Origin of the sequence: Bradyrhizobium sp. (genome assembly GCF_016462955.1) — a bacterium.
In the GTDB taxonomy this organism is placed as follows: domain Bacteria; phylum Pseudomonadota; class Alphaproteobacteria; order Rhizobiales; family Xanthobacteraceae; genus Bradyrhizobium.
Genome location: NZ_JAEMSD010000045.1, coordinates 1045 through 23501 on the forward strand (window position 1 = coordinate 1045; position 22457 = coordinate 23501).

At 60.6% G+C, this 22457-nt stretch carries 33 protein-coding genes and 2 pseudogenes; 15 read left to right on the top strand and 20 right to left on the bottom strand.

Translation table 11 applies throughout. From position 1 onward, the window contains the following. Nucleotides 1-428: 428 nt before the first annotated feature. Both JHD07_RS07655 and JHD07_RS07660 read right to left on the bottom strand, forming a co-directional pair. Nucleotides 429-566: a hypothetical protein gene (locus JHD07_RS07655; protein ID WP_291620611.1), complete on the bottom strand. Its 138-nt coding sequence runs from the start codon at nt 564-566 to the stop codon at nt 429-431. Between the two features lie 303 nt (nt 567-869). Next, nucleotides 870-1166: an HU family DNA-binding protein gene (locus tag JHD07_RS07660; protein WP_018323108.1), complete on the bottom strand. Its 297-nt coding sequence runs from the start codon at nt 1164-1166 to the stop codon at nt 870-872. 356 nt (nt 1167-1522) lie between these two features. Between JHD07_RS07660 and JHD07_RS07665 the strand changes: the two genes are divergently transcribed. The 3 genes from JHD07_RS07665 to JHD07_RS07675 all read left to right on the top strand — a co-directional run bounded on the left by JHD07_RS07665 (nt 1523) and on the right by JHD07_RS07675 (nt 2877). Continuing rightward, nucleotides 1523-2011, top strand: a complete 489-nt coding sequence (locus JHD07_RS07665) for a hypothetical protein (protein ID WP_291620632.1) — start codon at nt 1523-1525, stop codon at nt 2009-2011. A gap of 112 nt (nt 2012-2123) precedes the next feature. Beyond that, entirely contained in the window at nt 2124-2426 is a 303-nt protein-coding gene (locus tag JHD07_RS07670) for a hypothetical protein (protein ID WP_291620634.1), read from the top strand. Nucleotides 2427-2604: 178 nt separating this feature from the next. Next, nucleotides 2605-2877 (top strand): hypothetical protein, encoded by a 273-nt coding sequence (locus JHD07_RS07675; protein WP_291620636.1) that lies wholly within the window; start codon nt 2605-2607, stop codon nt 2875-2877. A 67-nt stretch (nt 2878-2944) separates the two neighbouring features. Here JHD07_RS07675 and JHD07_RS07680 read toward each other — a convergent pair whose 3' ends face one another. Further along, entirely contained in the window at nt 2945-3160 is a 216-nt protein-coding gene (locus JHD07_RS07680) for a hypothetical protein (RefSeq protein ID WP_291620637.1), read from the bottom strand. A 499-nt stretch (nt 3161-3659) separates the two neighbouring features. Here JHD07_RS07680 and JHD07_RS07685 point away from each other — a divergent pair, with 499 nt between their 5' ends. After that, nucleotides 3660-3893, top strand: a complete 234-nt coding sequence (locus JHD07_RS07685; protein ID WP_291620639.1) for a hypothetical protein — start codon at nt 3660-3662, stop codon at nt 3891-3893. A 76-nt stretch (nt 3894-3969) separates the two neighbouring features. Here the strand turns inward: JHD07_RS07685 and JHD07_RS07690 are convergent, their stop codons facing one another. From JHD07_RS07690 to JHD07_RS07705, 4 genes are all read right to left on the bottom strand, one after another. After that, nucleotides 3970-4182, bottom strand: coding sequence for a DUF2934 domain-containing protein (locus JHD07_RS07690; RefSeq protein WP_291620641.1), 213 nt, complete (start codon nt 4180-4182; stop codon nt 3970-3972). A gap of 109 nt (nt 4183-4291) precedes the next feature. Next, nucleotides 4292-4861 carry a hypothetical protein gene (locus JHD07_RS07695; protein WP_291620643.1) on the bottom strand — a complete coding sequence of 190 codons (570 nt, stop codon included), beginning with the start codon at nt 4859-4861 and terminating at the stop codon, nt 4292-4294. A gap of 175 nt (nt 4862-5036) precedes the next feature. After that, nucleotides 5037-5261 (bottom strand): hypothetical protein, encoded by a 225-nt coding sequence (locus JHD07_RS07700; RefSeq protein ID WP_291620645.1) that lies wholly within the window; start codon nt 5259-5261, stop codon nt 5037-5039. Further along, nucleotides 5258-5491: a hypothetical protein gene (locus tag JHD07_RS07705; protein ID WP_291620647.1), complete on the bottom strand. Its 234-nt coding sequence runs from the start codon at nt 5489-5491 to the stop codon at nt 5258-5260. Before JHD07_RS07705 ends, JHD07_RS07700 begins: the two co-directional genes overlap by 4 nt. Before the next feature lie 97 nt (nt 5492-5588). On the opposite strand from JHD07_RS07705, the gene JHD07_RS07710 reads away from it, so the two are divergent. Together JHD07_RS07710 and JHD07_RS07715 are read left to right on the top strand one after the other, a co-directional pair. Beyond that, the gene (locus JHD07_RS07710; protein WP_291620649.1) at nt 5589-5780 is read left to right on the top strand and encodes a DUF3072 domain-containing protein; all 192 of its coding nucleotides are present in this window, start codon (nt 5589-5591) and stop codon (nt 5778-5780) included. A gap of 58 nt (nt 5781-5838) precedes the next feature. Next, nucleotides 5839-5991 (top strand): hypothetical protein, encoded by a 153-nt coding sequence (locus tag JHD07_RS07715; protein WP_291620651.1) that lies wholly within the window; start codon nt 5839-5841, stop codon nt 5989-5991. Nucleotides 5992-6036: 45 nt separating this feature from the next. On the opposite strand, the gene JHD07_RS07720 is transcribed toward JHD07_RS07715, so the two are convergent. Next, complete coding sequence (locus JHD07_RS07720; RefSeq protein ID WP_291620653.1) at nt 6037-6300, bottom strand: hypothetical protein; 264 nt, start codon at nt 6298-6300, stop codon at nt 6037-6039. Further along, nucleotides 6300-6500: a hypothetical protein gene (locus JHD07_RS07725; RefSeq protein ID WP_291620655.1), complete on the bottom strand. Its 201-nt coding sequence runs from the start codon at nt 6498-6500 to the stop codon at nt 6300-6302. Before JHD07_RS07725 ends, JHD07_RS07720 begins: the two co-directional genes overlap by 1 nt. A 228-nt stretch (nt 6501-6728) precedes the next feature. Here JHD07_RS07725 and JHD07_RS07730 point away from each other — a divergent pair, with 228 nt between their 5' ends. The 4 genes and pseudogenes from JHD07_RS07730 to JHD07_RS07745 all read left to right on the top strand — a co-directional run bounded on the left by JHD07_RS07730 (nt 6729) and on the right by JHD07_RS07745 (nt 9942). Beyond that, complete coding sequence (locus JHD07_RS07730) at nt 6729-7382, top strand: hypothetical protein (protein ID WP_291620657.1); 654 nt, start codon at nt 6729-6731, stop codon at nt 7380-7382. 260 nt (nt 7383-7642) lie between these two features. Beyond that, on the top strand, nt 7643-7828 hold the full coding sequence (locus tag JHD07_RS07735) for a hypothetical protein (RefSeq protein ID WP_291620659.1): 186 nt from the start codon (nt 7643-7645) through the stop codon (nt 7826-7828). A 504-nt stretch (nt 7829-8332) separates the two neighbouring features. After that, nucleotides 8333-8497: pseudogene (locus JHD07_RS07740) on the top strand (type II toxin-antitoxin system RelB/DinJ family antitoxin); the annotation flags it as partial. A gap of 371 nt (nt 8498-8868) precedes the next feature. Then, the gene (locus JHD07_RS07745) at nt 8869-9942 is read left to right on the top strand and encodes an acyltransferase (protein WP_291620661.1); all 1074 of its coding nucleotides are present in this window, start codon (nt 8869-8871) and stop codon (nt 9940-9942) included. A 21-nt stretch (nt 9943-9963) separates the two neighbouring features. Here the strand turns inward: JHD07_RS07745 and JHD07_RS07750 are convergent, their stop codons facing one another. The 3 genes and pseudogenes from JHD07_RS07750 to JHD07_RS39730 form a co-directional block, all read right to left on the bottom strand. Beyond that, a complete protein-coding gene (locus tag JHD07_RS07750; protein WP_291620664.1) occupies nt 9964-10638 on the bottom strand; it encodes a transposase in 675 nt (224 codons plus the stop codon). A gap of 133 nt (nt 10639-10771) precedes the next feature. Beyond that, the gene (locus JHD07_RS07755) at nt 10772-11131 is read right to left on the bottom strand and encodes a TetR family transcriptional regulator C-terminal domain-containing protein (RefSeq protein WP_291620666.1); all 360 of its coding nucleotides are present in this window, start codon (nt 11129-11131) and stop codon (nt 10772-10774) included. A 105-nt stretch (nt 11132-11236) separates the two neighbouring features. Further along, nucleotides 11237-11341 (bottom strand): annotated as a pseudogene (locus JHD07_RS39730) (hypothetical protein); the annotation flags it as partial. Between the two features lie 102 nt (nt 11342-11443). Here JHD07_RS39730 and JHD07_RS07760 point away from each other — a divergent pair. Next, nucleotides 11444-12400 (top strand): alpha/beta hydrolase, encoded by a 957-nt coding sequence (locus tag JHD07_RS07760; RefSeq protein ID WP_366864074.1) that lies wholly within the window; start codon nt 11444-11446, stop codon nt 12398-12400. Nucleotides 12401-12678: 278 nt separating this feature from the next. Here the strand turns inward: JHD07_RS07760 and JHD07_RS07765 are convergent, their stop codons facing one another. The 5 genes from JHD07_RS07765 to JHD07_RS07785 all read right to left on the bottom strand — a co-directional run bounded on the left by JHD07_RS07765 (nt 12679) and on the right by JHD07_RS07785 (nt 17182). Next, nucleotides 12679-12873, bottom strand: a complete 195-nt coding sequence (locus JHD07_RS07765; protein WP_291620671.1) for a hypothetical protein — start codon at nt 12871-12873, stop codon at nt 12679-12681. Nucleotides 12874-13325: 452 nt separating this feature from the next. Then, complete coding sequence (locus JHD07_RS07770; RefSeq protein WP_291620673.1) at nt 13326-13556, bottom strand: hypothetical protein; 231 nt, start codon at nt 13554-13556, stop codon at nt 13326-13328. Nucleotides 13557-13696: 140 nt separating this feature from the next. Then, entirely contained in the window at nt 13697-14872 is a 1176-nt protein-coding gene (locus tag JHD07_RS07775; RefSeq protein ID WP_291620675.1) for a zinc-dependent alcohol dehydrogenase, read from the bottom strand. 742 nt (nt 14873-15614) lie between these two features. After that, a complete protein-coding gene (locus tag JHD07_RS07780; protein WP_291620677.1) occupies nt 15615-15854 on the bottom strand; it encodes a hypothetical protein in 240 nt (79 codons plus the stop codon). A 1118-nt stretch (nt 15855-16972) separates the two neighbouring features. Beyond that, a complete protein-coding gene (locus JHD07_RS07785; RefSeq protein WP_291620679.1) occupies nt 16973-17182 on the bottom strand; it encodes a hypothetical protein in 210 nt (69 codons plus the stop codon). Between the two features lie 725 nt (nt 17183-17907). Between JHD07_RS07785 and JHD07_RS07790 the strand changes: the two genes are divergently transcribed. The 4 genes from JHD07_RS07790 to JHD07_RS07805 all read left to right on the top strand — a co-directional run bounded on the left by JHD07_RS07790 (nt 17908) and on the right by JHD07_RS07805 (nt 21244). Further along, a complete protein-coding gene (locus JHD07_RS07790; protein ID WP_291620681.1) occupies nt 17908-18150 on the top strand; it encodes a hypothetical protein in 243 nt (80 codons plus the stop codon). 338 nt (nt 18151-18488) lie between these two features. Beyond that, nucleotides 18489-18728 carry a hypothetical protein gene (locus JHD07_RS07795; protein ID WP_291620682.1) on the top strand — a complete coding sequence of 80 codons (240 nt, stop codon included), beginning with the start codon at nt 18489-18491 and terminating at the stop codon, nt 18726-18728. Between the two features lie 1134 nt (nt 18729-19862). Beyond that, complete coding sequence (locus JHD07_RS07800; RefSeq protein ID WP_291620684.1) at nt 19863-20315, top strand: VOC family protein; 453 nt, start codon at nt 19863-19865, stop codon at nt 20313-20315. A 290-nt stretch (nt 20316-20605) separates the two neighbouring features. Next, nucleotides 20606-21244 (top strand): glutathione S-transferase, encoded by a 639-nt coding sequence (locus JHD07_RS07805; RefSeq protein ID WP_291620686.1) that lies wholly within the window; start codon nt 20606-20608, stop codon nt 21242-21244. Nucleotides 21245-21430: 186 nt separating this feature from the next. Here the strand turns inward: JHD07_RS07805 and JHD07_RS07810 are convergent, their stop codons facing one another. Genes JHD07_RS07810 through JHD07_RS07820 form a run of 3 tightly spaced genes read right to left on the bottom strand, consistent with a single transcriptional unit; the run spans nt 21431 to nt 22180 of the window. Further along, nucleotides 21431-21598, bottom strand: coding sequence for a hypothetical protein (locus JHD07_RS07810; RefSeq protein ID WP_291620687.1), 168 nt, complete (start codon nt 21596-21598; stop codon nt 21431-21433). 6 nt (nt 21599-21604) lie between these two features. Next, on the bottom strand, nt 21605-21874 hold the full coding sequence (locus JHD07_RS07815; protein WP_291620691.1) for a hypothetical protein: 270 nt from the start codon (nt 21872-21874) through the stop codon (nt 21605-21607). A 51-nt stretch (nt 21875-21925) separates the two neighbouring features. After that, complete coding sequence (locus JHD07_RS07820) at nt 21926-22180, bottom strand: PilZ domain-containing protein (RefSeq protein WP_291620689.1); 255 nt, start codon at nt 22178-22180, stop codon at nt 21926-21928. Between the last annotated feature and the right edge of the window lie 277 nt (nt 22181-22457).

The following is a 22457-nucleotide window of genomic DNA, read 5'->3' on the forward strand; positions in this document are numbered from 1 at the left end:
CGAGTGCGACACGCCGGTAGGTGTGCCGGTCGCCTTGGTAAAAGGACGGCTTTGAAAGAGGCATCATGGCAAATTGCCTGTTGGCGAAATTGCTCGTGGCAAAGTCGTTGTCGTTTCTTGCTTGGTCTTTGCCGGACACCTACCCCAACCCGCAGCAAGCGCAACGCGATTGGGCTTTTAACCGAACCGAATAGGGTTATCGGCTTTCGCACAAGCGATCGTTAGCCTTGTGCCGCCCATTGCGCCTTCGCTTCCGCCTCGCCTTGCGATCGTGTCAACGTGAGGTGGCGCGCCCTGCGGCCTTCCGGCCCGCTTTGTTCCAGCTCCGACTCCGTTTCGTTCGCACAGAACGAATCGGAGTCGCGAATCTGGGCGCGGAAGGACTCCTAACGATCGGTGAAAGCTCTGCGGCGTACCGCCGATGGGGGTCAGGCCGCCCGCTTCTGCTTCTGCTCCTTGGAGAAGCATTCGAGGATCTGGATGCGGAGCTCTTCCGCGGCCGGGCCCTCGAGCTTCCTGAGCTCGTTCCAGAGCCGGATGACTTCGCGCTGTTTCTCGACGGTCATGAATCACCTCCAGAGAAGATGATTGACTAGAACAAACAAAGAACAAAAAGTCCAGCCCCACTCCTAATTTTCGGCTCGGCCCCTTGAACCTATCGGGCGCTGCGCCGACCAATGGAAGCTGGGGATTTCAGCGCCCAGTCATAACGGCAGCGCCGCCTGACGAACATACTCCGTCACGGCGGCGCTGTTGCTTTTTCAGTTTTCAACCTTAAGTTAGCTGCATGGCAGGCGGCCAGGCGCTGAAATCCCAACGCCGCCAGCCGAGAGAGCCCCGTGCGCGAGCACGGGGTTTTTTCTCGCCGGCTACACCGCGTCCTTGGCAACCTTCAACGGCGAGGCCTTGACCGATTTGCTGGCGGGCTTGGCCGCAAACTGCATCGGCTCCTTGGTGAAGGGATTGACGCCCATGCGGGCTTCGGTCGCCGGCTTGTTCACGACCGACATCTTGACGAAGCCGGGAATGACGAACTCGCCGGACTCGTTGAGCTCCTTGTAGCCGACGGTTGCCATGTACTCGATCACCGACTTCACATCGTTCTTCGAAAGCTGCGTGCCCTCGGCAATTGCATCGATCAATTGGGTCTTCGTCATCTTCGCCATGTTCTGAATTCCTTTGAATGGATGGGCGCGGAGCAATCTGCTGCTGGGACGGGCCGGGCCCGCGGGTGCGCGCTGCTGCTTCATGCCGGAAAGCGATGAAGTGACCGGGCTTAGAACCCATCGAGGCCGAAAACGCAAGCATGCCGTCCCGGGGATTGGCCGTCTTCCTGTGAACGATGCCACCGAACAGCCCAGTTTTCCTTGAACCATTTTGCAGCTGGCGCGTCTTATCTATGAAGTCCCCAAGCTTCACCCCACCAGAGAGCCCCGCTTCCCCCAGGCGGGGTTTTCGCTTTTGCGTGCCTCGCAGAACGCGGCGCTGCTATAATGGCGCGAAGGTTTTTCGCGGGGTGCTCATGAAGGTCGCAATCGTCGTCGCAGGTTTGATCGTCGTCGCTGTCGCAGCCATCGTCGCGATCCAGCCGAGCTTCCTGAAGCCTGCGTCCCTCGCCCACGTGAAGAAATCCGACATCCTCGGCTTCTCGCCCGGGATGACATTCGACGAGACCAACAAGCTCGTCGGCCAACGTCGCTATGTCTGCCGCAAGAGCCAGGGATCGCATACCCTCGAATGCGACATCAACGGCGCCAAGGTCACGGTCGAGAGCGAGGAGGCCGACGACCGTCATCCGATCTGGCGCGTCCATGCGACGCTGAGCAATCCGGCGGCGCCGGACGCCGCCGTCAAGTCGATCTCCGAACAGTTCAACGCGCAAGCCGTCAAGGAGCGGGAGGGATGGACCTGGATCGTCGGCCGCGGGTTCAAGCTGAGCTATGACGGCCTTGCCCTGACCCTCGTGGACGAAGCCGCGGAGGCCAGGCTTCGCAAGGAGGCCAAGCGCTGAAGCGTGAAGACACTTCGCCGCGAAACCTGTGGTCCGGCGCGCGTTGTTGACACTTCAGTAACCCAACGCGACCAAGCTCGGTTCAGGTTGGTTGCGTTGGAGTATCCCGACAGTGCTGGATTTTCACGAGCTGCGCGAACTCGCGGCTGATGTTCGTATTTTCGTCGACGTCGCCGAAGACAAGGCCGCAGCGCTGAGGGCCGTGATCGCGGCTTACGACGTGGTGCTCGCGATCTTCCCCGCCGGCGATGGCATGGGCCTCCACGTCATCAAGGGCAAGGAGATCCTGGAGGGAATCGCGGCCGCACGGACGCATGCGATGCACAGCCACACGGCCATCGCGGTTCCCGATCTCGCGCATGCCGAAGCGCTCAAGTTCCTGACGGCCCCTGCCGAGCATCGGATCGCGGCCTGACGGCTGGCGAGTTCGCCGCCGTCCGTTGCGAGGCCGTTCGCCGCGGCTCCGCGCGCCTGCGCATGAAGCGCAGGCGGCGGCTCATCCTCGGGCGATTTCTCGACATCTGAACTTTGATTTCTTTGGAACATGATTTCGGCACGCCGGTTGGGCCTGCGCAACCAACCAGGAGTTTGCAATGAAGAAGATCATGATCGCCACCACCGCTCTCGGCCTCATGTGCGGCTCTGCCTTCGCGCAGAACCAGACCGGCACTGCCGGGCAGTCCAACAACATGCAGAAGCCCGGCATGAACGATCCGAACAAGGGCTCGATGAATAAGGGCACGACCGGCATGAGCAATGACGGCATGAGCAAGGGCGGCATGGTGAGCCCCGACGCATCCGGTCAGGGCGGCTCCGGCCCAGGCAGCGACCAGGGCGGAACCAAGACGCGCAGCAATATGAAGTAGGCTGTTTTCGACAACGGACGTTGTGACGGCCGCGCCGCTTCGGAACAGAGCGGCGCGGCCGCTCGTTTTAGCGGCCTAGGGTCGACTGGTGCTTCCGTCGTAGGCCGATGCGCGTGCCGGGCAGATTGATGCCGAGCTCGATCGCGCGCGACCTGATCGACGCAATCGGGCGCTTGAGCTTCACGATCATCAGCGTGAGGCTCTTTCCGGTTTCAGACATGGATCGCAGCAGCCGGTCGTCGTCATCAGACCAGCGCTCGTGGTTGTAGGTGCGGGTAGCCATGGATGTTTGCCTCTGAGGCCGGTGAGGCAGGGCCAAGCTTGGGGTCAAGCGGGAGAATTTCAAAGAACCCAGCTTCGCCTTTTCTGAGCGCGGCGGCTGGGTGTCAGTTGAAGGGCGGCTTGTTACGCTGCCGCCTGACCGAGAGATAGTTTTTGGCCACGGCTTTTCAACCGACTTACGGATTTGTAATCGCTGCGCCTGAACTGCTGCACGCGTTTAGCGACGCTGCCGCGCCGAGACGTCTCGCTACTCTCGTCGGCATTTCGGCAGAGGGCCGCGAAGCGGCATTGCGTTTCGTTTTGAACTTTCTTTCGGCTCGCGCGTCTTACAGTTGAAGCGTCCCTAAGCTTCACCCCGACAGAGAACCCCGCTTCCCCCAGGCGGGGTTTTCGCTTCGGCGCGCTGCATCAGCCCGCCCGGGATTTCAAGCGCTCTTTGCCGTTGACCTCTTCACCACCGCGACGCACTTTTGCGCCGGGCAGGGTTTTGAGGAGGCATGATGCCGAAAACCCTTGTGGAATTCAGAGCGCAGAACCTTCGTTTGCTCGAGCGGCTTTGTCCCGACGACCCCCGGCACATCCAGGCCTGGCTGAAGCAGTTCGACGAGCAGAACGGGATCAAGCCCGACGCGCGGGCGAAGTCCGGCAAGAGCCGTCGGACGTCTTCGCCGCGAAAGAAGACGACGTCGCCGGGCCGCGTCCGATCGGCCCCCTCCTCCGCCTCGCCTGGCTGATCGGCGGCGACGACGAGCGCCGTGGAACGCGGCTATCTCGAGTGCGCGCTCCCTCCATGACGAGCGGGCCGCAAGCTTACGCGGCGCGCCGCTTCTTGCGCGAGCTTGCGGACTTCGCCTTCGGCTTCTCGGCACTCACCTTGGAGACGCGCGCAACGGCGCCAAGCGAGGCGGAAAGAATCTCGCGCTGGGCTTCGAGCCAATGCCGCTCGGCGTGGCCGTCCTGCCCGCCGCTCTCCATCCAGATCTGGTAGGCACGCTCGCGGATCGCTTGTTCCAGCTCTGACATCGGTATCCTCTCCAGTTCGGAGCGGCATCCTGAGCATGGCCGGTTAACAAGCTCTCAAGCGAGAGAGGTTCCTGCGTCGGAACACTCGAGCCTGCACCGCAGGGCGTGATCATCGCACGTCGGCGATGATCCCTGCGACCCGTCGGGAATGCTGATCGACGATCACGAGGGAATTCCCCGCGATCAGATATTGATCGCCCCAGAACCCGTCGAGGATCTGCGTCGCCTCCGGCGGCAGATCGGCGGTCTCGGTCTGTCGCGGCACCGAGGTGCCGATCATCATCTCGAAATTCGGCCGATCCATCGCAGGGCCCTGCGACGTCGAGAAGATCGAGCGGAGCTGTTCGCGCTGCTGCTCGGACAGGTTCGCGGGCCGGCTGCTCTCCTTGATCTGCCGGGCGCGACGGCCGCTCGCATCCTCGTTGCCGGCCGGATCCTGTTTTGCGGCCGTGCTGACGGCATCGCGCTGCGTTGGAACTCCGGTGCCGACGGTGGTCGCGGGCGCGCCCTTGTCGGCACCGGTCGAGGGGCGTCCGACATGGTTGGTCACCCCGAACAGCTGGGGCGCAGCAAACCAGAGCCCCAAGCCCACGAAGAGGATCGCGGCAATCGCTGCTCCCGACATCATCAGCTTGCGCGTGCCTTCTCTTTCTTCGGACCGGGGAAGATCTTTGGCCATGATAGAGACGTCTCCAATTGTCTCTGGCCAACCCGGGCCTCGCCGGTCCGTTCCTCCGAAGCGTCAGCCGCAATCTGCCGCGAGCCTTTCGTCCTTGAATGGGAACGTCGCGCTTCCCAACGAGCAACGCGCGCATGCCGCACGCCCGTGCTCCGCAATGGAGCGGCATCGACGGTCACGGAATGTCGGCCGCCTTCCTGTTGTCCCCGATCGAAACCGGCTTGTTCAGGAAATACTCGCGGTTGCCGGTCGCGGCTTCCGCGTATTGGTCGATCGCCACGATGATGGCCTGGACGTGGGCATAGCACCACCCTTCCCGCGTCGCCCTGCGGCGTACGTCCTCGAGCGCGGCGAGGAAGGGCGAGAGGTCTCTCTCGTCGTCGAACCACCGCCTGCTCACCATGTCCTCCCGCCCAGCACCTTGCGTTTCGCCGGGCGAGGCTGCGCCGCCTTCAGCGCGTCGCGTTCGGCGCAGAGACTTTCGACCTTCGCCTCCATCCGCGACAGCAGCGCCTGCGCCGAGGCCGTACCGATCCCCGCCCGCTGCAGCTGGAGGATCTCCCGCCTCTGCCTGCCCATCTGGATGCGCATTCGTTCGATTTCCCGCCTGAGAAAGTCCAGGTCCGGCATGTCTGGCCTCGCGATCTTGAATATGGGCCAATGAGAACAAAAACGGAACGAAGAGTCGAGTCCGACGTTGGACGAAAGGGCGAATAGGAGATCTGCAATGGCCGACAACACCCAGAAAGACCCGAAAGACTGGATTTCCGGAGACGACCCGATGACGGCAGCCCAGCAATCCTACCTCGAGACCCTCGCCGAGCAGGCGCACGAGGACCTGCCCGGAGAGGACCTGACCAAGGCCGAGGCCTCCGAGCTGATCGACGAGATGCGGCAAAAGGCCGGGCTGGCGCCGTGACCCCCGGAATTGCAGGAACCCGCCGCCGTGTGTATGCAAACGAAATTGGGAATCGAAAATGCCTTATTTCGTTTGCGCCCGCGACGGAGCGGGCCAGATCATCCTGAAGCGGAACACCAGGGAAGCGGCTGAGAAGAAAGCCGCCGAGCTCCGCGACATGGGCTATTTTGAAGTCGAGATCATCGCCAAGGGTGAGGAGAAGGCGGCGTGACGCGCGTCTGATCCGCCGTCGCGCGACCACATCGGAGCCGGCGCGTCATGCGTCCCGCACCACCTTGAAGACGCTGAGAACGACGAAAGCGCCCAGACCATAGGTCAGTGCGTTCACGAACCAGCAAATGGCGATGCCGAGGACGGTAGATCCTCCGACCGCTCCCCAAAAGAAATACGCGGCGCTGATGCCCGGCCACTCCAGCCAAAGAAACGCGAAGTCGGTCAGCGGCTCCAGCACGAGGAGCAGCGCCGAGACGAGCGCCCCCACGGCCAATGCGATGACGAGGTTGGTCCTTGACGAAGGCATCAAAGACCCAGCACGCCGGCGATCGCGGGAATGAGGAAGAAAGCGGCGGCCCCGAGCAGCAGGCCGACGACCAGGCGCGCCGTGCGGCTCTCAATCCTGGTATCGACCCACGCACCGATCGCGAACGCACCCTCTCTCAGCCAGCTCCCCACGAGGAATCTGACGAGATCGAACAGGAGTTCTGCAACGAATGCGGCCATGGCGTTTGGTCGGCGCCGCCGCTGGTGGGGTTCAAGTGCCGAGCGGATGACCATTCCAGTCGACTTCAGCACGAGAGCGCGATTTTGGCGAGCCAATGCTATACGAGCGCCATCTGCATTGCACAAGCTGCGCGCCGCGGAAATTATCTCAACGCTAGGTTGACCTAAACCCGCCGCGGCCGTAGCTTATCTCTTTCGACGTCAGCGGATTTTCGAGGGGAATACATAGTGAAGCCAAAGCTTCTGGGCGTCTTGACGTCCTTGGTGCTGCTCGCAACGACCGGACAATCCTTCAGCGCAACGATAACCGCGTTTTACCAGGGCAACGATTTCACGACCAACCTCGACCCGCAACGGATAGGTCCCCGCCTCTACGCTCAAGTATCGTTGGAGTTTGGTCCCTCTGTACTTTCGGCGGCTGACGTCACCGGCACCTACACATTGGCGGATAACCTCCAGTGGATATCGCTTTTCAATGTGGGCACCGCGGACTACTTCGTATCATCCTCACAAGGCCCCAATTTCATAGACCCCAAAAGCTACGTCACGTTTGACCACGGCGTGATCACAGATTGGGCCATTGTGGGCAATGCCGCGGTTTACGGAACGGCGTTTCTCGAAAGTGTCTCGCAGGCAGCCAACCCATTCGGCGCCCCTGTCAGGGACTATATCCTTCAGCCTGACGGCTCCTACGCGATCTCCACCTCACCAGCGACTTGGACAGACTATAGCTATACAGGCTTTCCGGTCCCTGCCCCCATCGTCGGCGCAGGTCTCCCCGGTCTGGTCTTCGCAGCCGCTGGATTGTTGATGTGGGGACGGCGAAAGCGAGCTGACGGTGTGGAGCGGCCTCTGCGTTGTCCCCATTCCGTTAGCTCGTAGGATGGGTAGAGCGAAGCGAAACACATCGAGGGTCTGCTGCACGACGAAACATGATAGGTTTCGCAAGTCGCTTTACCCATCCTACGAGTTCACCTGAAACGAGATGGGGATGCATGCTTACCGACAATCCTCTCCCATCGGTTATATTTTTCCCGAGATTGTGAAAACTTCGAGCGAGATCTGCCAGGGATATGACGGTTGCGAGACAACGCCTCCCCTGAGGTGTGGACTTCTCGGCACCTGCAGATTTAGGATTGGCCATGCTCGTTCTCATTGGTCCGATCCTATTTATCGTTCTGATCCTTTTCGCCATCAGGCTTCAGAAACAGGGTTTGGCCGGCTGGAAGGCTGCGCTGCTCGTTGTTCTCGGCTCTCTTTTGATCGTGGCAATCATGTTCGGATTGCTCTTCGTCGGCTTCGAGGGGTTTGACCGTCCACCCGGCTGATCAAGCGAGCGAGGCGAGCCATCCCGATTCCCGGACGTGAAAAGCTGCCCGGAATTAATGCACAAAATAACACCCTCCTTCACCGACAATTTCGGCCCGCGCTCGGCGATCTTGAAGACAACTCCAGTCTGACGTTCCAAGGCGTTCAAATTCGGTGAAAGTGCGTTCCCCCCGCCGATGGCTTGGGCGCGCGCTTGGCGGGCTTGGAGACGCGTCCGGTTTAAGGTTCGAGATGGCTGAGAAAACGATTGTCTCGGAGCGGCCGGCTGATGCTCTCGGCCGAGCGCAATTCAGCTACCACGAAGGCTCTGACGAGATCGAACAGAAGTTCTGCAACGGATGCGGCCATGGCGTTGGGTCGGCGCCGCCGCGGGCCGGGTTCATCAGGCCGGTCATCGCGGTGTTCGATCGGCCAAACGCGAGCCGCCACGACGATGGCACCGCACGTTTAGTCGGGCCGGCGCCGGGCTCACCAGCCCCTTGCGCTTGTCATTCATTTGAATGCTCGAGCTTCTCACCAACAGCAAGGCTCATGACGCTTGGTTCCGCGCGAAGGTTCTGGAGGCGTTGAACGATACCCGGCCCGATGTCTCCGAGGAACAGGCTGAAACGCATTTCGCAAGGCGGCGCGCGACGGCTCGGCGCAGGATGGACGAACCAAAGCGCTAAAGCGCTTCCTAGTTATCAAGCCGGTACTCCCCCTTCGGCGGCCTTGATGGTAGCTACCTTGGCCCGGCGAGGCGGCGGCACCGATGGAACGGAAGTTGTCATGAATAACGTTCTCTTCACCCTAAGAGAGAAGATTCGGACGGCGTGCGGCAACGTGGGGTAGTGAAGCTGGATGCTCAACTTCCTCTTCGGCTTTATTGTCGGCGCAGCGATCGGCTACGGATTGCGCGATGCTATTTCCCGACTGCGACGGCGGCGCCAGCGTCGAAAGCGGTCGAGATACACCTTTTGAGCAGCATCTGCCCCCTTTTGGGGCTAGGCGAGACACGCAACGTGCGGTAGCCTTTTGATTATTTTACGGAACTTTTTTTATGCCACGTTGCGAAAGTGCCCATGTATTGCGGGGGCTGGCTGCCGTAGCTGTTACCTGGTTTCACTTCACCAACGGACAGCCCCTCTTCATCAACCCCGATAGCTTGCTGGCATGGAGCGGGCGATACGGATACCTTGGAGTGCCTGTATTCTTTGTGATCTCCGGCTTTGTCATCCCCTACTCTTTAGACCGGATGGGGTATCGTTTTCCGAATGATGTGCTGACTTTTGCCGGAAAGAGATTCTGGCGAATATACCCCGCTTACATAGCCTCGATTGTCTTGACGGTCGTAGTCCTCTTAGCCTCGGCAATGTTGCCGGGATCGAAAGCTGCCGTACCCGTCCTTGATAATCCCACAATAATCGGCCACCTCACTTACACGGTCCCTTGGGTTGGGGCCGACTGGCTGGTTCCGATCTATTGGTCCCTCGCGATCGAGATCCAGTTCTACATCGCGATGATACTTCTTGGGCCAGCGCTGCTCAGCCGAAAGCGCGGGATTCTGTTCGCAATGCTATTCTTACTGGGCTGCTTGTGCTTCGTATCCTCCGATCGCACGCTGCTGTTTTGGTATCTCCCATCCTTTTGCGCCGGCATTTGCTGGTACCTGCTCTTCAGCGGCAGATTGTCGGCGTTGGATGCTTACTCGCAGGCGGCCGGTTTCGTCATCATCGCTGGGTTGACCATGCCGATCGGCTACGCGATTGCGACAGCGGCGACCACAGCGGCGCTCGCGATGCCTATAAGGGCTTCATGGAGGTTATTCGCTTTCCTAGGGACCACCTCTTATTCGCTTTACCTTGTGCATTCGGCCATTGGTGGGAGGATCGTAAACCTCGGAACCAGACTTCCGAATTCTCTACTCATCCAAAGCTCGATCCTGGCGCTATCCATGCTCGCATCACTAGTCGCTGCCTATGTCTTCTGGAAAATATTCGAAGGCGGCGGCACAACTGAGGCGTCACAGAATTCTAAGGCGGCAGGGCCCGGTTTTCTAGAGACAGCGCGAGGGCAGCCCCCGTGCCGCAAACCACTCGACGACGAGCCTGCATCCCCCGATCTTAGGGGCTAGGCGACATTACGGTGAAGTGCACTAAATACCCTCCTCCTCAGCCGACGGCTTCGGCCCGCGCTTGGCGGGCTTCAGGACTCGCCCTGTCTGACGTTCGAGACGCGCGAGAAAACGGCTGTCTCCGAGCGGCCGGCCGATGCTCTCGGCTGAACGCAGGGCGTCGAACAGATCGTTTTCCGGTTCGCACGCGAGCAGATCGGCGAAGGCCGGAAAACGATCGCGGATCGGCGCCAGCGCGGTCACGCCGTCGTCCTTGCCGCGCAAATGCGCGCGCGTGCTCGACCAGCGCCAGTCCCGTGCCCGCGGCACCAGGCGCGCCCGCACCGGATTGAGCGACACGTAGCGCAGCGCCGCCGCGAGATGTTCTTCGTCCAGGGCGACAGCGCCGAACCTTCCCTGCCAGAAATGACCGGTGCGCTGACGTCGCGCATGGATGATCCCGGCGTAGCTGCGATGCACGCGCGAGAGCGCACGGCGCAACCCGTCGGGATCGGACGGCACCAGGATCAGGTGCACGTGGTTCGGCATCAGGCACCAGGCCCACACCTCGACCCCGGCGTCCTTGCAGTTGGTCGCGAGCAGGTCGCGATACAGCGCATAGTCCCCGTCCTCGAAGAATGTGCGCGCCCGCCCGTTGCCGCGCTGGGTGACATGATGGGGATGACCGGGGACGACGACACGAGCGAGACGAGCCATGTTGCATCATGGCCGGGAAAGCTGCCGGCGTCAATTGAGTGCACTGTCACCGTAATTGCGGCGTCAATTGAGTGCACCGTCACCGTAATTGGGTGCGTCTCTTTTCCTTGCGCATCTTGCGCAATGTGCGACGCTACCTGACCAAGAGGTCGAGCACCTTGCGGAATCGCGCGATTGGCTCTCCCGTCCGCTCCACTTTCATCCGCAGCAAGGTGCCGTGCCAGGCTGCCAGCAGCACGCCGGCGAGATTGTCCGCACGCATCGGGTCAACCATCTCACGCAGAACAGCGGCAAAGGCGGCAGTCTGCCGTTCCATGACGCGCGCGAGCAAGTCGCGCAACTCGTCGCCATAGCTGGAGGTCTCGGCAGCGAGGTCGGGGATCAAACATCCGATGCCCCAGTCCTGCGTTCGCACCCGCTTCTCGATCTCGTCGAAATAGGCGGCGAGCCGTTCGGCTGGCGGGCGAGAAGCGTCCCCTAGCGTTTGCTGCATGACCTGGTCCAAGCGGGCCGCATAGTGCTCCAGCACCGCACGCCCGAAGCCTTCCTTCGATCGAAAGTGATTGGTGAACGAACCCTGCGGCACCCCGGCAGCCTCTGCGACCTGCCGAACTCCGGTGGCCGCATAGCCGCGCTCGTGAAAAATCCGCGCGCCCGTCTCGATCAGGTGGTCGCGCTGCGACGTGATCATCGAGGACGTCATATCTGCTACCTCTATAATACGATCGTATTGACTCGACCAAGACACTCTAATACGACTGTATTTCGCAGCACGCAAGGGAAGCTGCTAGAGGGTGAAATCGACATGGCCACACTGAATCACCAATTGATCGACGCCGACGGCATCCGCCTCCATGTGGTCGACCAAGGCAGCGGTCCCGCGGTATTATTCTGTCACGGCTATCCGAGCACTTGGTTCGGATGGCGAGGTGCGATGCATGCGGCGGCAGCAGCCGGCTTTCACGCCATCGCACTCGACATGCGCGGGTATGGTGAGAGTGACGCGCCCGCCGAGAGTCACCTCTATACCGCCTTTCACACCGTCGGTGACGTGATCGCCGTACTCGACCACTTCAAGGTCGATCGCGCGATACTCGTCGGCCACGATTTCGGTGCGAGCGTCACCTGGAACGCGGCTATGATGCGGCCCGACCGGATCGCCGCCGTGTTCGGCGTGAGCGTTCCGTATCTGCAACCCGGCGGCATGAGCTTTCTTGACCGGCTTCGTCAGGCGGGTGCTGACGGATTTTATATGTTCGCTCAGATGCGCCCGGAAGCCGCTGCGCTCTGGGCCGACGCCGCGCGGACCATCCCCGCAAGCCTCTACTGGCTGTCGGGGGAGGCACCTGCTGACACGCGATGGGATCCATTCGATCCGGCGCGCCACATGCTGCGTCCGGCGCCTGGTGCGCCGACGACGATCGACCCCGCCTACGTCTCGGAGATGGTGCGTGTGTTCAGTCGGAGCGGTTTCCATGCCCCGCTCAACTACTACCGGGCGACCGATGCTTTCTTCGCGATCGCCAATCGCGCATTCGCCGGCCGCGTCATCGAGCAACCCAGCTTCTTCCTCACCGGCGCTTGCGATGGCCTGAACGCCGTCCGCAAGCCGAGCGAAGAAGAGATGCGCAAGTCGCTTCCTGGTCTGCAAGGATTTCTCGAGATGAAGAATGTGGGTCATTGGCCGCAGCTGGAGGCGCCCGAGGCCTTCAACCAGGTGCTGGTCCATTTCCTCTCAGCGGTGACACATCAAATCGACTGACCATCCAGGCAGAAAATGACGCTAAACACTCGTCTACCGACAATTTCGCGACAACTTCAGTCCGCGCTGCTTACTGCTTACGAAATTACGGTGACAGTGCACTAAACATCCTCCCCGCCGATGGCTCAGGCCCGCGCTTGGCGGGCTTGAGCACGCGCCCGGTCTGACGTTCGAGACGGCTGAGAAAACGGCTGTCTCCGAGCGGCAGAAAAACGACGGGCGGCAAGGGTGCATGCTCACCGCCTTACCGTGAAGCTTGCGGAGAGAAGTCGTATACGTCAAACTTTATCGCGCATTTGTTTCCGTCCAATGCGATGGCCGATCACGCCGAAGACTAATCCCAAGAGCAGCATCGCCGGGAACTTGCTCCAACCTGGTCCGTCGAAAACAAATTTGTTCAAGACGAGCGCAAACATAACGCCGTAGCCCGCAAATATCAGGCCTTTCCACCGGATCGTCCAGTCATGGCTCATTGCCGTCCCCTCTTTGAGAGTTGGACAACAGTGCCACAAGCCAGTCGGGCCATCTGTGAGCAACCGCACTTTCATTTGCGGCCCACCAGGTGCGGTATACGATTTACGCTCGCACACTGTCTCCACTACACCAAACATCTCCAACCATCTTAGCGGAGGCAGCAATGCCGTTCGAAACACGTCCGTGCCTATGTGGCTCGGGCCTAACTTTTTACGGTGACAGCGCACTAAATACCCTCCCTCATGTGGCGCGGCCTAAACATTGCGGCTTGTTACGTTACGGTGACAGTGCACTTAACATCTCCCGCGCCGATGTCTTGGGCCGCGCTTAGCGGGCTTGAAAACATCTGGCGTCAATTGAATGCACTGTCACCGTAATGGCATTGCTTCCGATCGCGCTACGTTTGCGCAGTTCGGTCGTTGAGTGCAGCCTGAGAGTGGCAGGTCGGTTGCTAGGACATTTTCCTCGAGCCGATGCTGATGAAGTAGAGCGGCTTGAGCTCTTCGTCGGTCACCTCTAACGACCACTCCTGACCGGGGCGGAACTTGCCCTCGATGTCTTTTAGCATATCCGCAGTAAAGACCGTTGCTGTGCGCCATGCCATCTCGTCGTCCGGTAATTCTTCGCCCATATCATCGATGCTTGGATCCCCATTGTGAACATTGAAGAAGTACCGTGGCATCAGCATGCTCGTCTAGGTCGCGGAATCTTTGCTCTAGGTCGGCATCAGCGACCCGTTTCTTGATGGCAGAGTTCCACTCTGTGCTGCCGCCGGCACAGTCTTATGCCGTCGGCACGAGTGGTTGCCGGTTCTTTCGCGGTTTAACGAGACGGTCGCATCACGACCTTGATCACGCCCGCTTCTTTGTCCCGAAACTTCTGGTACATCTCAGGCGCGTCTTCGAGGCTGGCCGGGTGTGTCACCACGAAGCTGGGATCGATTTCCCCCGCGACGATCTTGGCGAGCAGCGGCTTGGTGTACGCCTGGACATGGGTCTGGCCAGTCTTGATGGTTAGTCCCTTGTTCATGGCGGCGCCAAGCGGGATCTTGTCGCCCATCCCGACATAGACGCCCGGGATCGAGACGGTGCCCGCCTTACGGCAGGCCATGATGGCTTGGCGAAGAACGTGAACCCGATCCGTTGCCAGGAAGGTTGCGGCCTTGACTTTATCGAGCACCGCGTCGGCCGAGCCGTGGCCCGATGCTTCGCAGCCGACCGCATCGATGCAACTGTCGGGGCCGCGCATGTTGGTTCGCCGCATCAATTCCTCATGAACCTCCGCGTTCGAGAAATCGATGATCTCGGCACCGCCTACTTCCGCCATTGCCAGACGTTCCGGCACTTCGTCGATGGCAATGACGCGCCCAGCCCCTAGCATGAGAGCGGAGCGGATCGCGAATTGGCCAACGGGGCCGCATCCCCAGATCGCGACCGTGTCGCCCGGTTGGATCTGCGCATTGACAGCGGCCATGTAGCCGGTCGGAAAGATGTCGGACAGGAACAGTGCCTGCTCATCCGTGATTGTTTCCGGGACCTTGATCGGACCGACATCAGCCATTGGCACCCGTAGGTACTCCGCCTGTCCACCTGAATAGCCGCCAAGCATGTGGCTGAAGCCGAAAAGCCCGGCCGGTGATTGTCCCATCGCCTTGGCCGCCACCTCCGCGTTCGGATTGGTGCTGTCACAGCAGGAGAACAGTCCTTGCTGACAGAACCAGCAATTGCCGCAGCTAATCGTAAAGGGAACAACGACGCGATCGCCAATTTTCAGGTTCGTTACTTCCGATCCCAACTCGATCACCTCGCCCATGTTTTCATGACCGAGGATATCGCCGGCCTCCATGGTGGGCTGATACCCGTCAAAGAGATGCAAGTCAGAGCCGCAAATGGCGCACGCGGTAATCTTAATGATGGCATCACGCGGGTGCTGAATCTGGGGATCGGGAACCGTGTCTACCCGAACGTCGCCTTTGCCGTGCCAACAAAGTGCACGCATGATCGAACCTCCATTTTGGGGCCGGCATGCGCATTCTCGGCATGTCGTGCAGACGCAACCGAGCCGGACAGCGCTATGTTCCTAACGAATAAGAGTTGCCGGCAAAGCTCGCCACGAGAGCAATATCGTTCGTACACATCGCATCGACGTTCGTTGGGTTCTCAAGCGCTCTCAAGAATATGACGGCCCACTTTTGCACGAAGATCTGTTGGGCGTTCCACGGTGACAGTCTGCAATTCAGCTCCTGACCCACTTTATTTGATTAGGACTTTCGCGGCCTTTCGGCTCACTATGTTTCGAGACTGATCCAGCTGAAGTAGCAACTCAATCGAGCGCGCAAATAGGAACTGCATTTCTCCGAAATGATTGATCTGGCGGTCTGTGGTCCGATACTAGTTTCGTGCCATCCACCCGGAACGGCCCCTCGTCGAACGCGCGTTCGCAGTGGGGCCGATTTTCGTGGACATAAGCTTCGCCGGTTAGTGTCAGCGGTCGATGCTACTGGTAGGGGATGGATGTCGGTTTAGACCGCCGCCTGTCCTCTGCGGAGGGCCGCGTCGCGCACCGGTCCGTGACGAATAAATTCGACATCCTCGCGCAGCAATCTCCTCGCGTTTTGGTACGCGAGGTTTGGAACCGCACTCGGAGCTTCGCTCGGCCATAGGTGGTTGAACCTGTTGAGGCAGTCACATCGACGGTTAGCAGATAACGCCCAGCTTAACGATTGATAGGCATAGCCTCTTCAGCGGCTCAAAATTTCGTGGCTCTTCTCATCCTCATATCGGATGAAGTTCTCATTCGTCGAACCGTGAGGCCCTGCAAACCCCCGAAGCACCGGTGCTCCCTGCATGTAGGCCCGAGTATCGGGCCTATCATACGCACCGATGATGGCGACCCCGGCAGCTGTGCACCACCCGACGATATTGTCCGTTTCCTCGCCCTTCATAGTGCCGTCGACAAAGCGAACGATCTTGTATCTCATGGCGGTCCCACCTCACTATCCCTCAGTGTAGCTGAAGCCCCGCGGCTTCTTCGATAGTCAGAATCCCTACCGCAATCTAGGCCTCTTGTGGGCGCGACGAGCCAATTGAGGCGTCGATTTCTGGAAGTCGCGCAGCTGTCGCTCGAGATATTCAATCATGAGCAAGCAGTCGCGGTGAATGAGCAGCCGTCAGGAGAGTCGTGCAGCAAGTCGCGATAGCGTGCAAGATCGTGCTTTAGCTTGATTTCGCGGTAATCAATCAATTTGAAGTTAGGGAGATGGAGGCTGGGCATGCATACTGTTCTCCACGAGAGGAAGGCGGGAGCGCAATCGAAGAACTCAAGACCGATGAGTGCCACAGTTCTTGCCGTGACTAGCTATAAGGGCCCGCTGCAGGCGTTCGTTCCGTTCACAGGAGAAACTGATGAAAATCGTTCTTGCCTCCAGCTGAGACTGGTCGCCACCGCCGACCCGATGGTTCATCCGATTGCCGGGAGGGACACATGATTGTCCGTTCAACGGCCACCATCACGCTCTGGCCAGAAATATCGGGGCCATCGACAAACACTCACACGGCAAAAAGCGAAGGCGCACGTCGATCAGTATAGGGCGGCCCCGACTAGCCACAAAAAAAGCCCGGACTAACCCGGGCTCTCTGAGATCAATAATAATGATAATGGCGCGGTCGGTAATAGCCCGGTCCGTAGCCATAGCCGGGACCGTAGGCGTAACCGGGGCCATAGACATAGCGGGGACGGTAGTAACCGGAACCGTAACCATACCCGTAGCCTGGCCCGTATGCACCGTAAGCACCTGCCGCCAGTGCACCGGCAGCGAGTCCGAGACCAATGCCAGCTCCACCAAATCCGCGGCCGCCTCTCGCCTCTGCAGGAGCTGCGATTGCGCTCGCTCCAATTGCTACAATCGACGCGGCGATGAGGATTGCCTTATTCATAATAGGTCCTTTCGTGAACACCTTCATGGCAACGAGAGCTTGTTCAATGGGTTGCTGACCGTCTTCCCGTTCAACATTAATAATTGCCCACAGGCATGAGATTAAGACTACATTCGCTGCACGCGGCGCAGCGGAGTCAACTTATCCCGTCTGAGCCGCCATTCTACGCAGCTTTCCGGTGCCGCTCGAATGCTGCAATGGCCTTGTTTGATAACATCAGGGTACGTCCCTCCCCCTTCAATATCTGGGTTTTGATGCTTCCCAAGAGGATCTCAGCCGTTTGCTGCGGGTCGGCAATTTCTCCCGACCGCTCAAGGAAGTCCCAGGCGATTTGAAGCGAGTTTTCGACGAGGAGCGGGAGTGGTTGGCTCATGCAATTAATGCGGCTTGGCCGGCTGTTGGCTTTGCGGCCTGACCTTCACGTTGCTGTCCGGCATCTTGTCTCGCCCCTGGTCTCCATTATCGTCCTTCCCGCCTGAAGTGGACGTTCCGCTACCGCTGCTCGAGCCGGGAGACATGCCAGTGGTGCTACGCGGATCCGCGCTCGGCGCCATCGAGCTGGCCGCGGGATCACCGGTGACCGATCCTCGCCCGCTCGGAGCGCCGCCTGACTGAGCCGAGGCACCGGCAGTCGAAAGGACGATCACAGCTGCTGTTATCAATGGGACTATTCTCACGGCGAACCTCCAAAGCTATTGCGCTCAACCGGCCCCTGTGGCGTCCGTTCCTATGGCTTCATCGCCCCCTGTGACCCAAGCCAGATCTGGCGCTTACCGCTATCCGTCATTACGCAAGCCAGATGAATCCGCTGCTTATTTCTATAAGCCAGGAATGCGGCGCAGGTTTCAAGAACGGCTGCGTCGTCCCGGGCACTTGCCGGAACGAATCTCTCCGGGCCCCATTGAGTCCCAGTTCTGTTGCGTAGAGTTGGTTATACGTTAGTCTCGCGGGACCCGTCGGTCGTGCCGGGCAACGAGCCGACGGTCTACCTCGTTGTGGATGATCCACCTCTTCGGAGGGAACAGTCGTTCGCTCGCGCGTTGTGCATGTTCGCGATTTGGCGCGCGCGCTTATCAACCCTTGATTCGGCATTCGGCCATGGCATACACCCTGACGATTTTTCTCGAGGACGGCGGCGTCCTGCCTCATAAGCTCGAAGAAGCCACGAGCGACCAGGCAGCAATTACCGAAGCACTGAAGATTGTCGAGGGAAGACTGGGCGACAGAGGCGCCGATCCGTTCGTGGTGCGGGAACATGGCAAGGTTTTTTATAAGTCGGGTACGATACCCGATGGCACTGAGTTGGAGTGGCGTGACCCGCCCACGCCGCGACCGGGCTAGATCTTTTTGGTGGCGCTTTGGCGCAAGGGCCTCTCGGGGGTGACTTCGAACCGACATATCCCGATGGTCATGTGGCTCTCACTGAGACCAGGCACGTAGAACTGAGAGGCTCTCTTGCTCAATCAGCAGCATCAGACCCTGAAGGCGCTCGCCTTCGGAATTTGACGCGGACGCCGAACGGTTGGAACGCTCCGCGCCGCGTGGGCCGCACGCTACGCATTGCTAGGTCGAAGTTTCATAGTCGCCAATGAATAATTTTCTCGAACGTTCGTCCATTTTGGAACGTGGCGGCTTTTGCGTTTCCGTTGGCTCCGTACAATCCAAACAGGAGTTTCAGAATGAAGAAGTTGATTATTGCTACTACCGCGCTCGGTCTCATGTGCGGCTCCGCTTTCGCGCAAAGCGGCAACATGGAGAAGCCCGGCATGAACAAGTTGGAGAAGGGCTCCATGGAAAAGGGCTCCATGAAGAACACCACCGGCATGAGCAAGGACGGCATGGCCAAGGACGGAATGGTGAAGCCTGACGCGTCGGGCCAAGGCGGTTCGGGCCCAGGCAGCGACCAGGCTTTACGGTGACAGTGCACTAAATACCCTCCCCCGCCGGCTTAGGCCCGCGCTTGGCGGGCCTTGAAAACATCTGGCGTCAATTGAATGCACGGTCACCGTAATTTCGATGTTTCGTTTGTTCTGTTCGCTAGCATTTCACTTGCAGGAGCAAGAGCTCGGGCAAGGACGGTCCGTTTGACTACCGCACACGTGCCAGGTCGAGCTTCTGTTCGCACATCAATACTGGGGACGCTTGAGCAACTTAGGAAGCCGCGAGATCGCCTTAGCGATCCGCCTTGCCTCCTCCCGTGACAGGAAGTCGTTGGCATACTGGTAGCTTCGTTGATCCAGGTCCTCCCGCTAAGGTACGGCGCAGATGGAAAAAGTCGCTGGCGTCGAACACGCGAAAGCCGTCCCCGGTCCTCCTTCAACACCCAAAGAGCCGGGACGCGCCGGAGGTTAACCTCACTTGTGCATCACGATCGTCAGAATGTTGACGCCGACCTGCACCAGAAACTTCCAGTTGCGGGAAATGAAGCGGCGGACTTTCGAAAAGGTCTTCACAGGCAAGCTCCATGGTGGCGCGAGACGACATCGCGCGGGATTGACAGGGAGCCTGGGTGGAGCGAGAACCTCAGTTGTTCAGGCGGAGAGTCCTTCGGGATATCCACCCCAGGCGTCAGGCGATTCACCTCGCCTGGCGCCATTTTATTGTTTTCGGGTTTTGTACGAAGCCGGGCATATACGGATGCCAGTCACGTCCCGGTGAGACAGCGCGAACTCACGGCCAACCAATATCACCGGGCTCGTGTGCGCGCGTAGCTTCGTCTGAGTTATCCGGGTTATTCGTCCTATCCACAGCTAAGGGAACGTGGCGGTTATCCCCGCTCTTCGTCGGCGACCCTCTTGACAGTTACCAAACGCCCCGCCTTCGGCGCTATGCCCACCCGCACCCGAGGGATCAAGAGGGGTGCGGCCACAGACACGGGCGACGGCTGGTACCGGCCCCAGATTCTGCACTCGGGCCATCAGAACAAAGTGAGTCTGACCCGCATGTAATCCGCAGGTGTGGTAGTGCCCGGCTGGGGTTTTTACTGCTACTTTGTGCTCCATAGCGCCACCAAACGCGCAAAGACCTGGAACGTCCTCAAGGAGACAAGAAAAATGCGTTACCTCCACACCATGCTGCGCGTGCGCAATCTCGATGTCGCGCTGAAATTCTATGTCGATGCTTTCGGCTTGAAGGAGGTGCGCCGGATCGAGAACGACAAGGGGCGGTTCACGCTGGTGTTCCTGTGCTCGTCGGACGATCTCGAGGCGCTGAAGAAGCAGCCGCCGACGCGCGGCGCGCCGCTGGTCGAGCTCACCTGGAATTGGGACGAGGAGACCTATGGCGAGGACCGCTTCTTCGGCCATCTCGCCTATGAGGTCGACGACATCTACGCCACCTGCGAGAAGCTGATGAAGGCCGGCGTCACCATCAACCGCCCGCCGCGCGACGGCAACATGGCGTTCGTCCGCTCGCCGGACCTGCACTCCATCGAGCTGCTGCAGAAGGGCGATCCGAAGCCGCCGCAGGAGCCGTGGGCCTCGATGCCGAACACCGGCCATTGGTAGGCCCTCGCCCTTGGAACCAGGCCCCTCTCTCCGCGTTCTCCTTTCACGAAACCGCTTGAGGAGGATGCGATGGCGAGAGGAATGTTGCTCTGGATGCTTGGCGTGCCGATCCCGGTGATCATTCTGCTGTGGCTGTTCTTCGGCCGCTGAGCGCTAGGTTTGACTTGCAAGGAAAGCTCCGCCCGCGTGCGGGGCTTTTTGCATGACGGACGGGATGCAATCTCGCATCGCGCATTCCCAGGAATTCCGCTATCACCCCGCGAGAAGCGACAACGCCGCGGGGAGATGACATGCCTGAGACCAAGCCGACGATCTGGGGCCGCGCCAATTCGGTCAACGTGCAGAAAGTGCTGTGGTGCTGCACCGAGCTCGGCCTCGCCTTTGAGCGCATCGACGCCGGCATGCAATACGGCAAGACCCGCGAGGCCGATTATCTCGCGATGAACCCCAATGCGCGGATCCCGACGCTGGTCGAGGGCGACTTCGTGCTGTGGGAATCCAATTCGATCATGCGCTATTTGTGCCTCGCGCACGGGGGCCGCACGCCGATCTATCCGGAGCCGCCCAAGCAGCGCGCCTCGGTCGACCGCTGGCTCGACTGGACGCTGTCGACGGTGCAGCCGGTCGACCGCCCGGTGTTCTGGGGCATCGTGCGCACCGCGCCCGCCGAGCGCGACATGATCCAGGTGCAGCGCGATGCCGATGCCGCCGCCGAGGTCTGGGCCATCGCCGACCGCCTGCTCGCCGCGCGCCGCTTCATCGACGGCGACGCGTTCACGCTGGCCGACATCGCGATCGGATCCTATGCGCGGCGCTGGCTCGGCGTCGAAGGCATCACCCGGCCGGCGCAGCCGCACCTCACCCGCTGGCTCGCCGAGCTCGGTGAGCGGCCCGGATTCGCGCAATTCGTCGCACCGCCGATGTCGTGAGCCGCTGGCGCCGGATAAGCTGCGGTGCGCGCGCGAGGAATCCCCGTTCGGGCGCATGCGCCTGGGAGTCACCGCAGCGCTTGACGGCTACTGTGCATGGGGTTGTTTTCGCAGTTTTGTTTAAGCTCCTGATTGTTTGCGCATGATCTTCTCGGAAAACCGCATCGCACTTTTCCGGATCATGCGTTAGCGCCAGCCGCGCTCGACCAGCAGCACGATGGCGATCAGCACCAGCGTGACCGCGGCGGTGGCGAGCCGCGCGGTCCAGCTGAAGCCGCGGCCGATCCACCACAACAGCGCGCAATACATCAGCACGGGGACGATGATGTCGGGCCGTATCAGATCCGGCGGCATGGGCCTTCAGCGCCTGACGCCGGCGTCGATGCTGATGGAGCCGCCGACCCTGACGCAGGTGCCGGTGCCCTCGACCATGACGAAGCGCGGCCCGTAGGCGGCGCAGGAGCCTGCCCGAGCCTTGCCGGGGGCGCCCGCGAGCGGCAGCGCCTTGCTGGTCTGCTTATTGGTCTCCTTGCCCGCTTGCGGCCGTTCGGCAGGCGGCAGGCGCAGGCTCTCGGCCGCGGTGGCGGGTATGGCCATGAGCGAGATCAGGATGAGGAGCGGCGTGCGCATCGCCGCCTTGTAGCCCGGACCGCTTCCGCGCGCCATCGCCCGCGCGCGCGATCAGATGAACTTGACCCCCGCCGACTTGCCGCGGCGCCAGATCACCTGGCAGCTCCGCCCGGTCCGTGCGTCGCGGGCAAAGGCCATCCGGATCACGCCCGGAAGCTGGCTCGCGTCCTCGTCCATCGTGATCCTGGCACCCGTATCCGAGATGTCCTGGACCAGGCAGTGCCGCGCGGCAAAGCCGCCGTCCAGCGTGATCCAGGCGTGCCGCGACAGCAGCTTGCGCTCTGCGCGCTTCTTCGGGGGTGGCATCGGCGAAAATCTCCCGGTCCAGCGCTACCCAGGGAACCCTAAGAAACCGTTCAGATCGCAGATGATTGATCGGATCCCCGGGCTGTCCACCGGGGCCAAAACTCCGTTCCCGGACGGCTTGCCCGGGAGCGCAAACGCCACTATACGTTCGCCCGCTGCAAGCGCCTCGCCCCGTTCGGCCGGCCTGCGGCCGCGCCGCGATAAGCGGCGGGGCCCTGCGTTTGCTCCCTTCGTCTATCGGTTAGGACGCCACCCTTTCACGGTGGAGAGAGCGGTT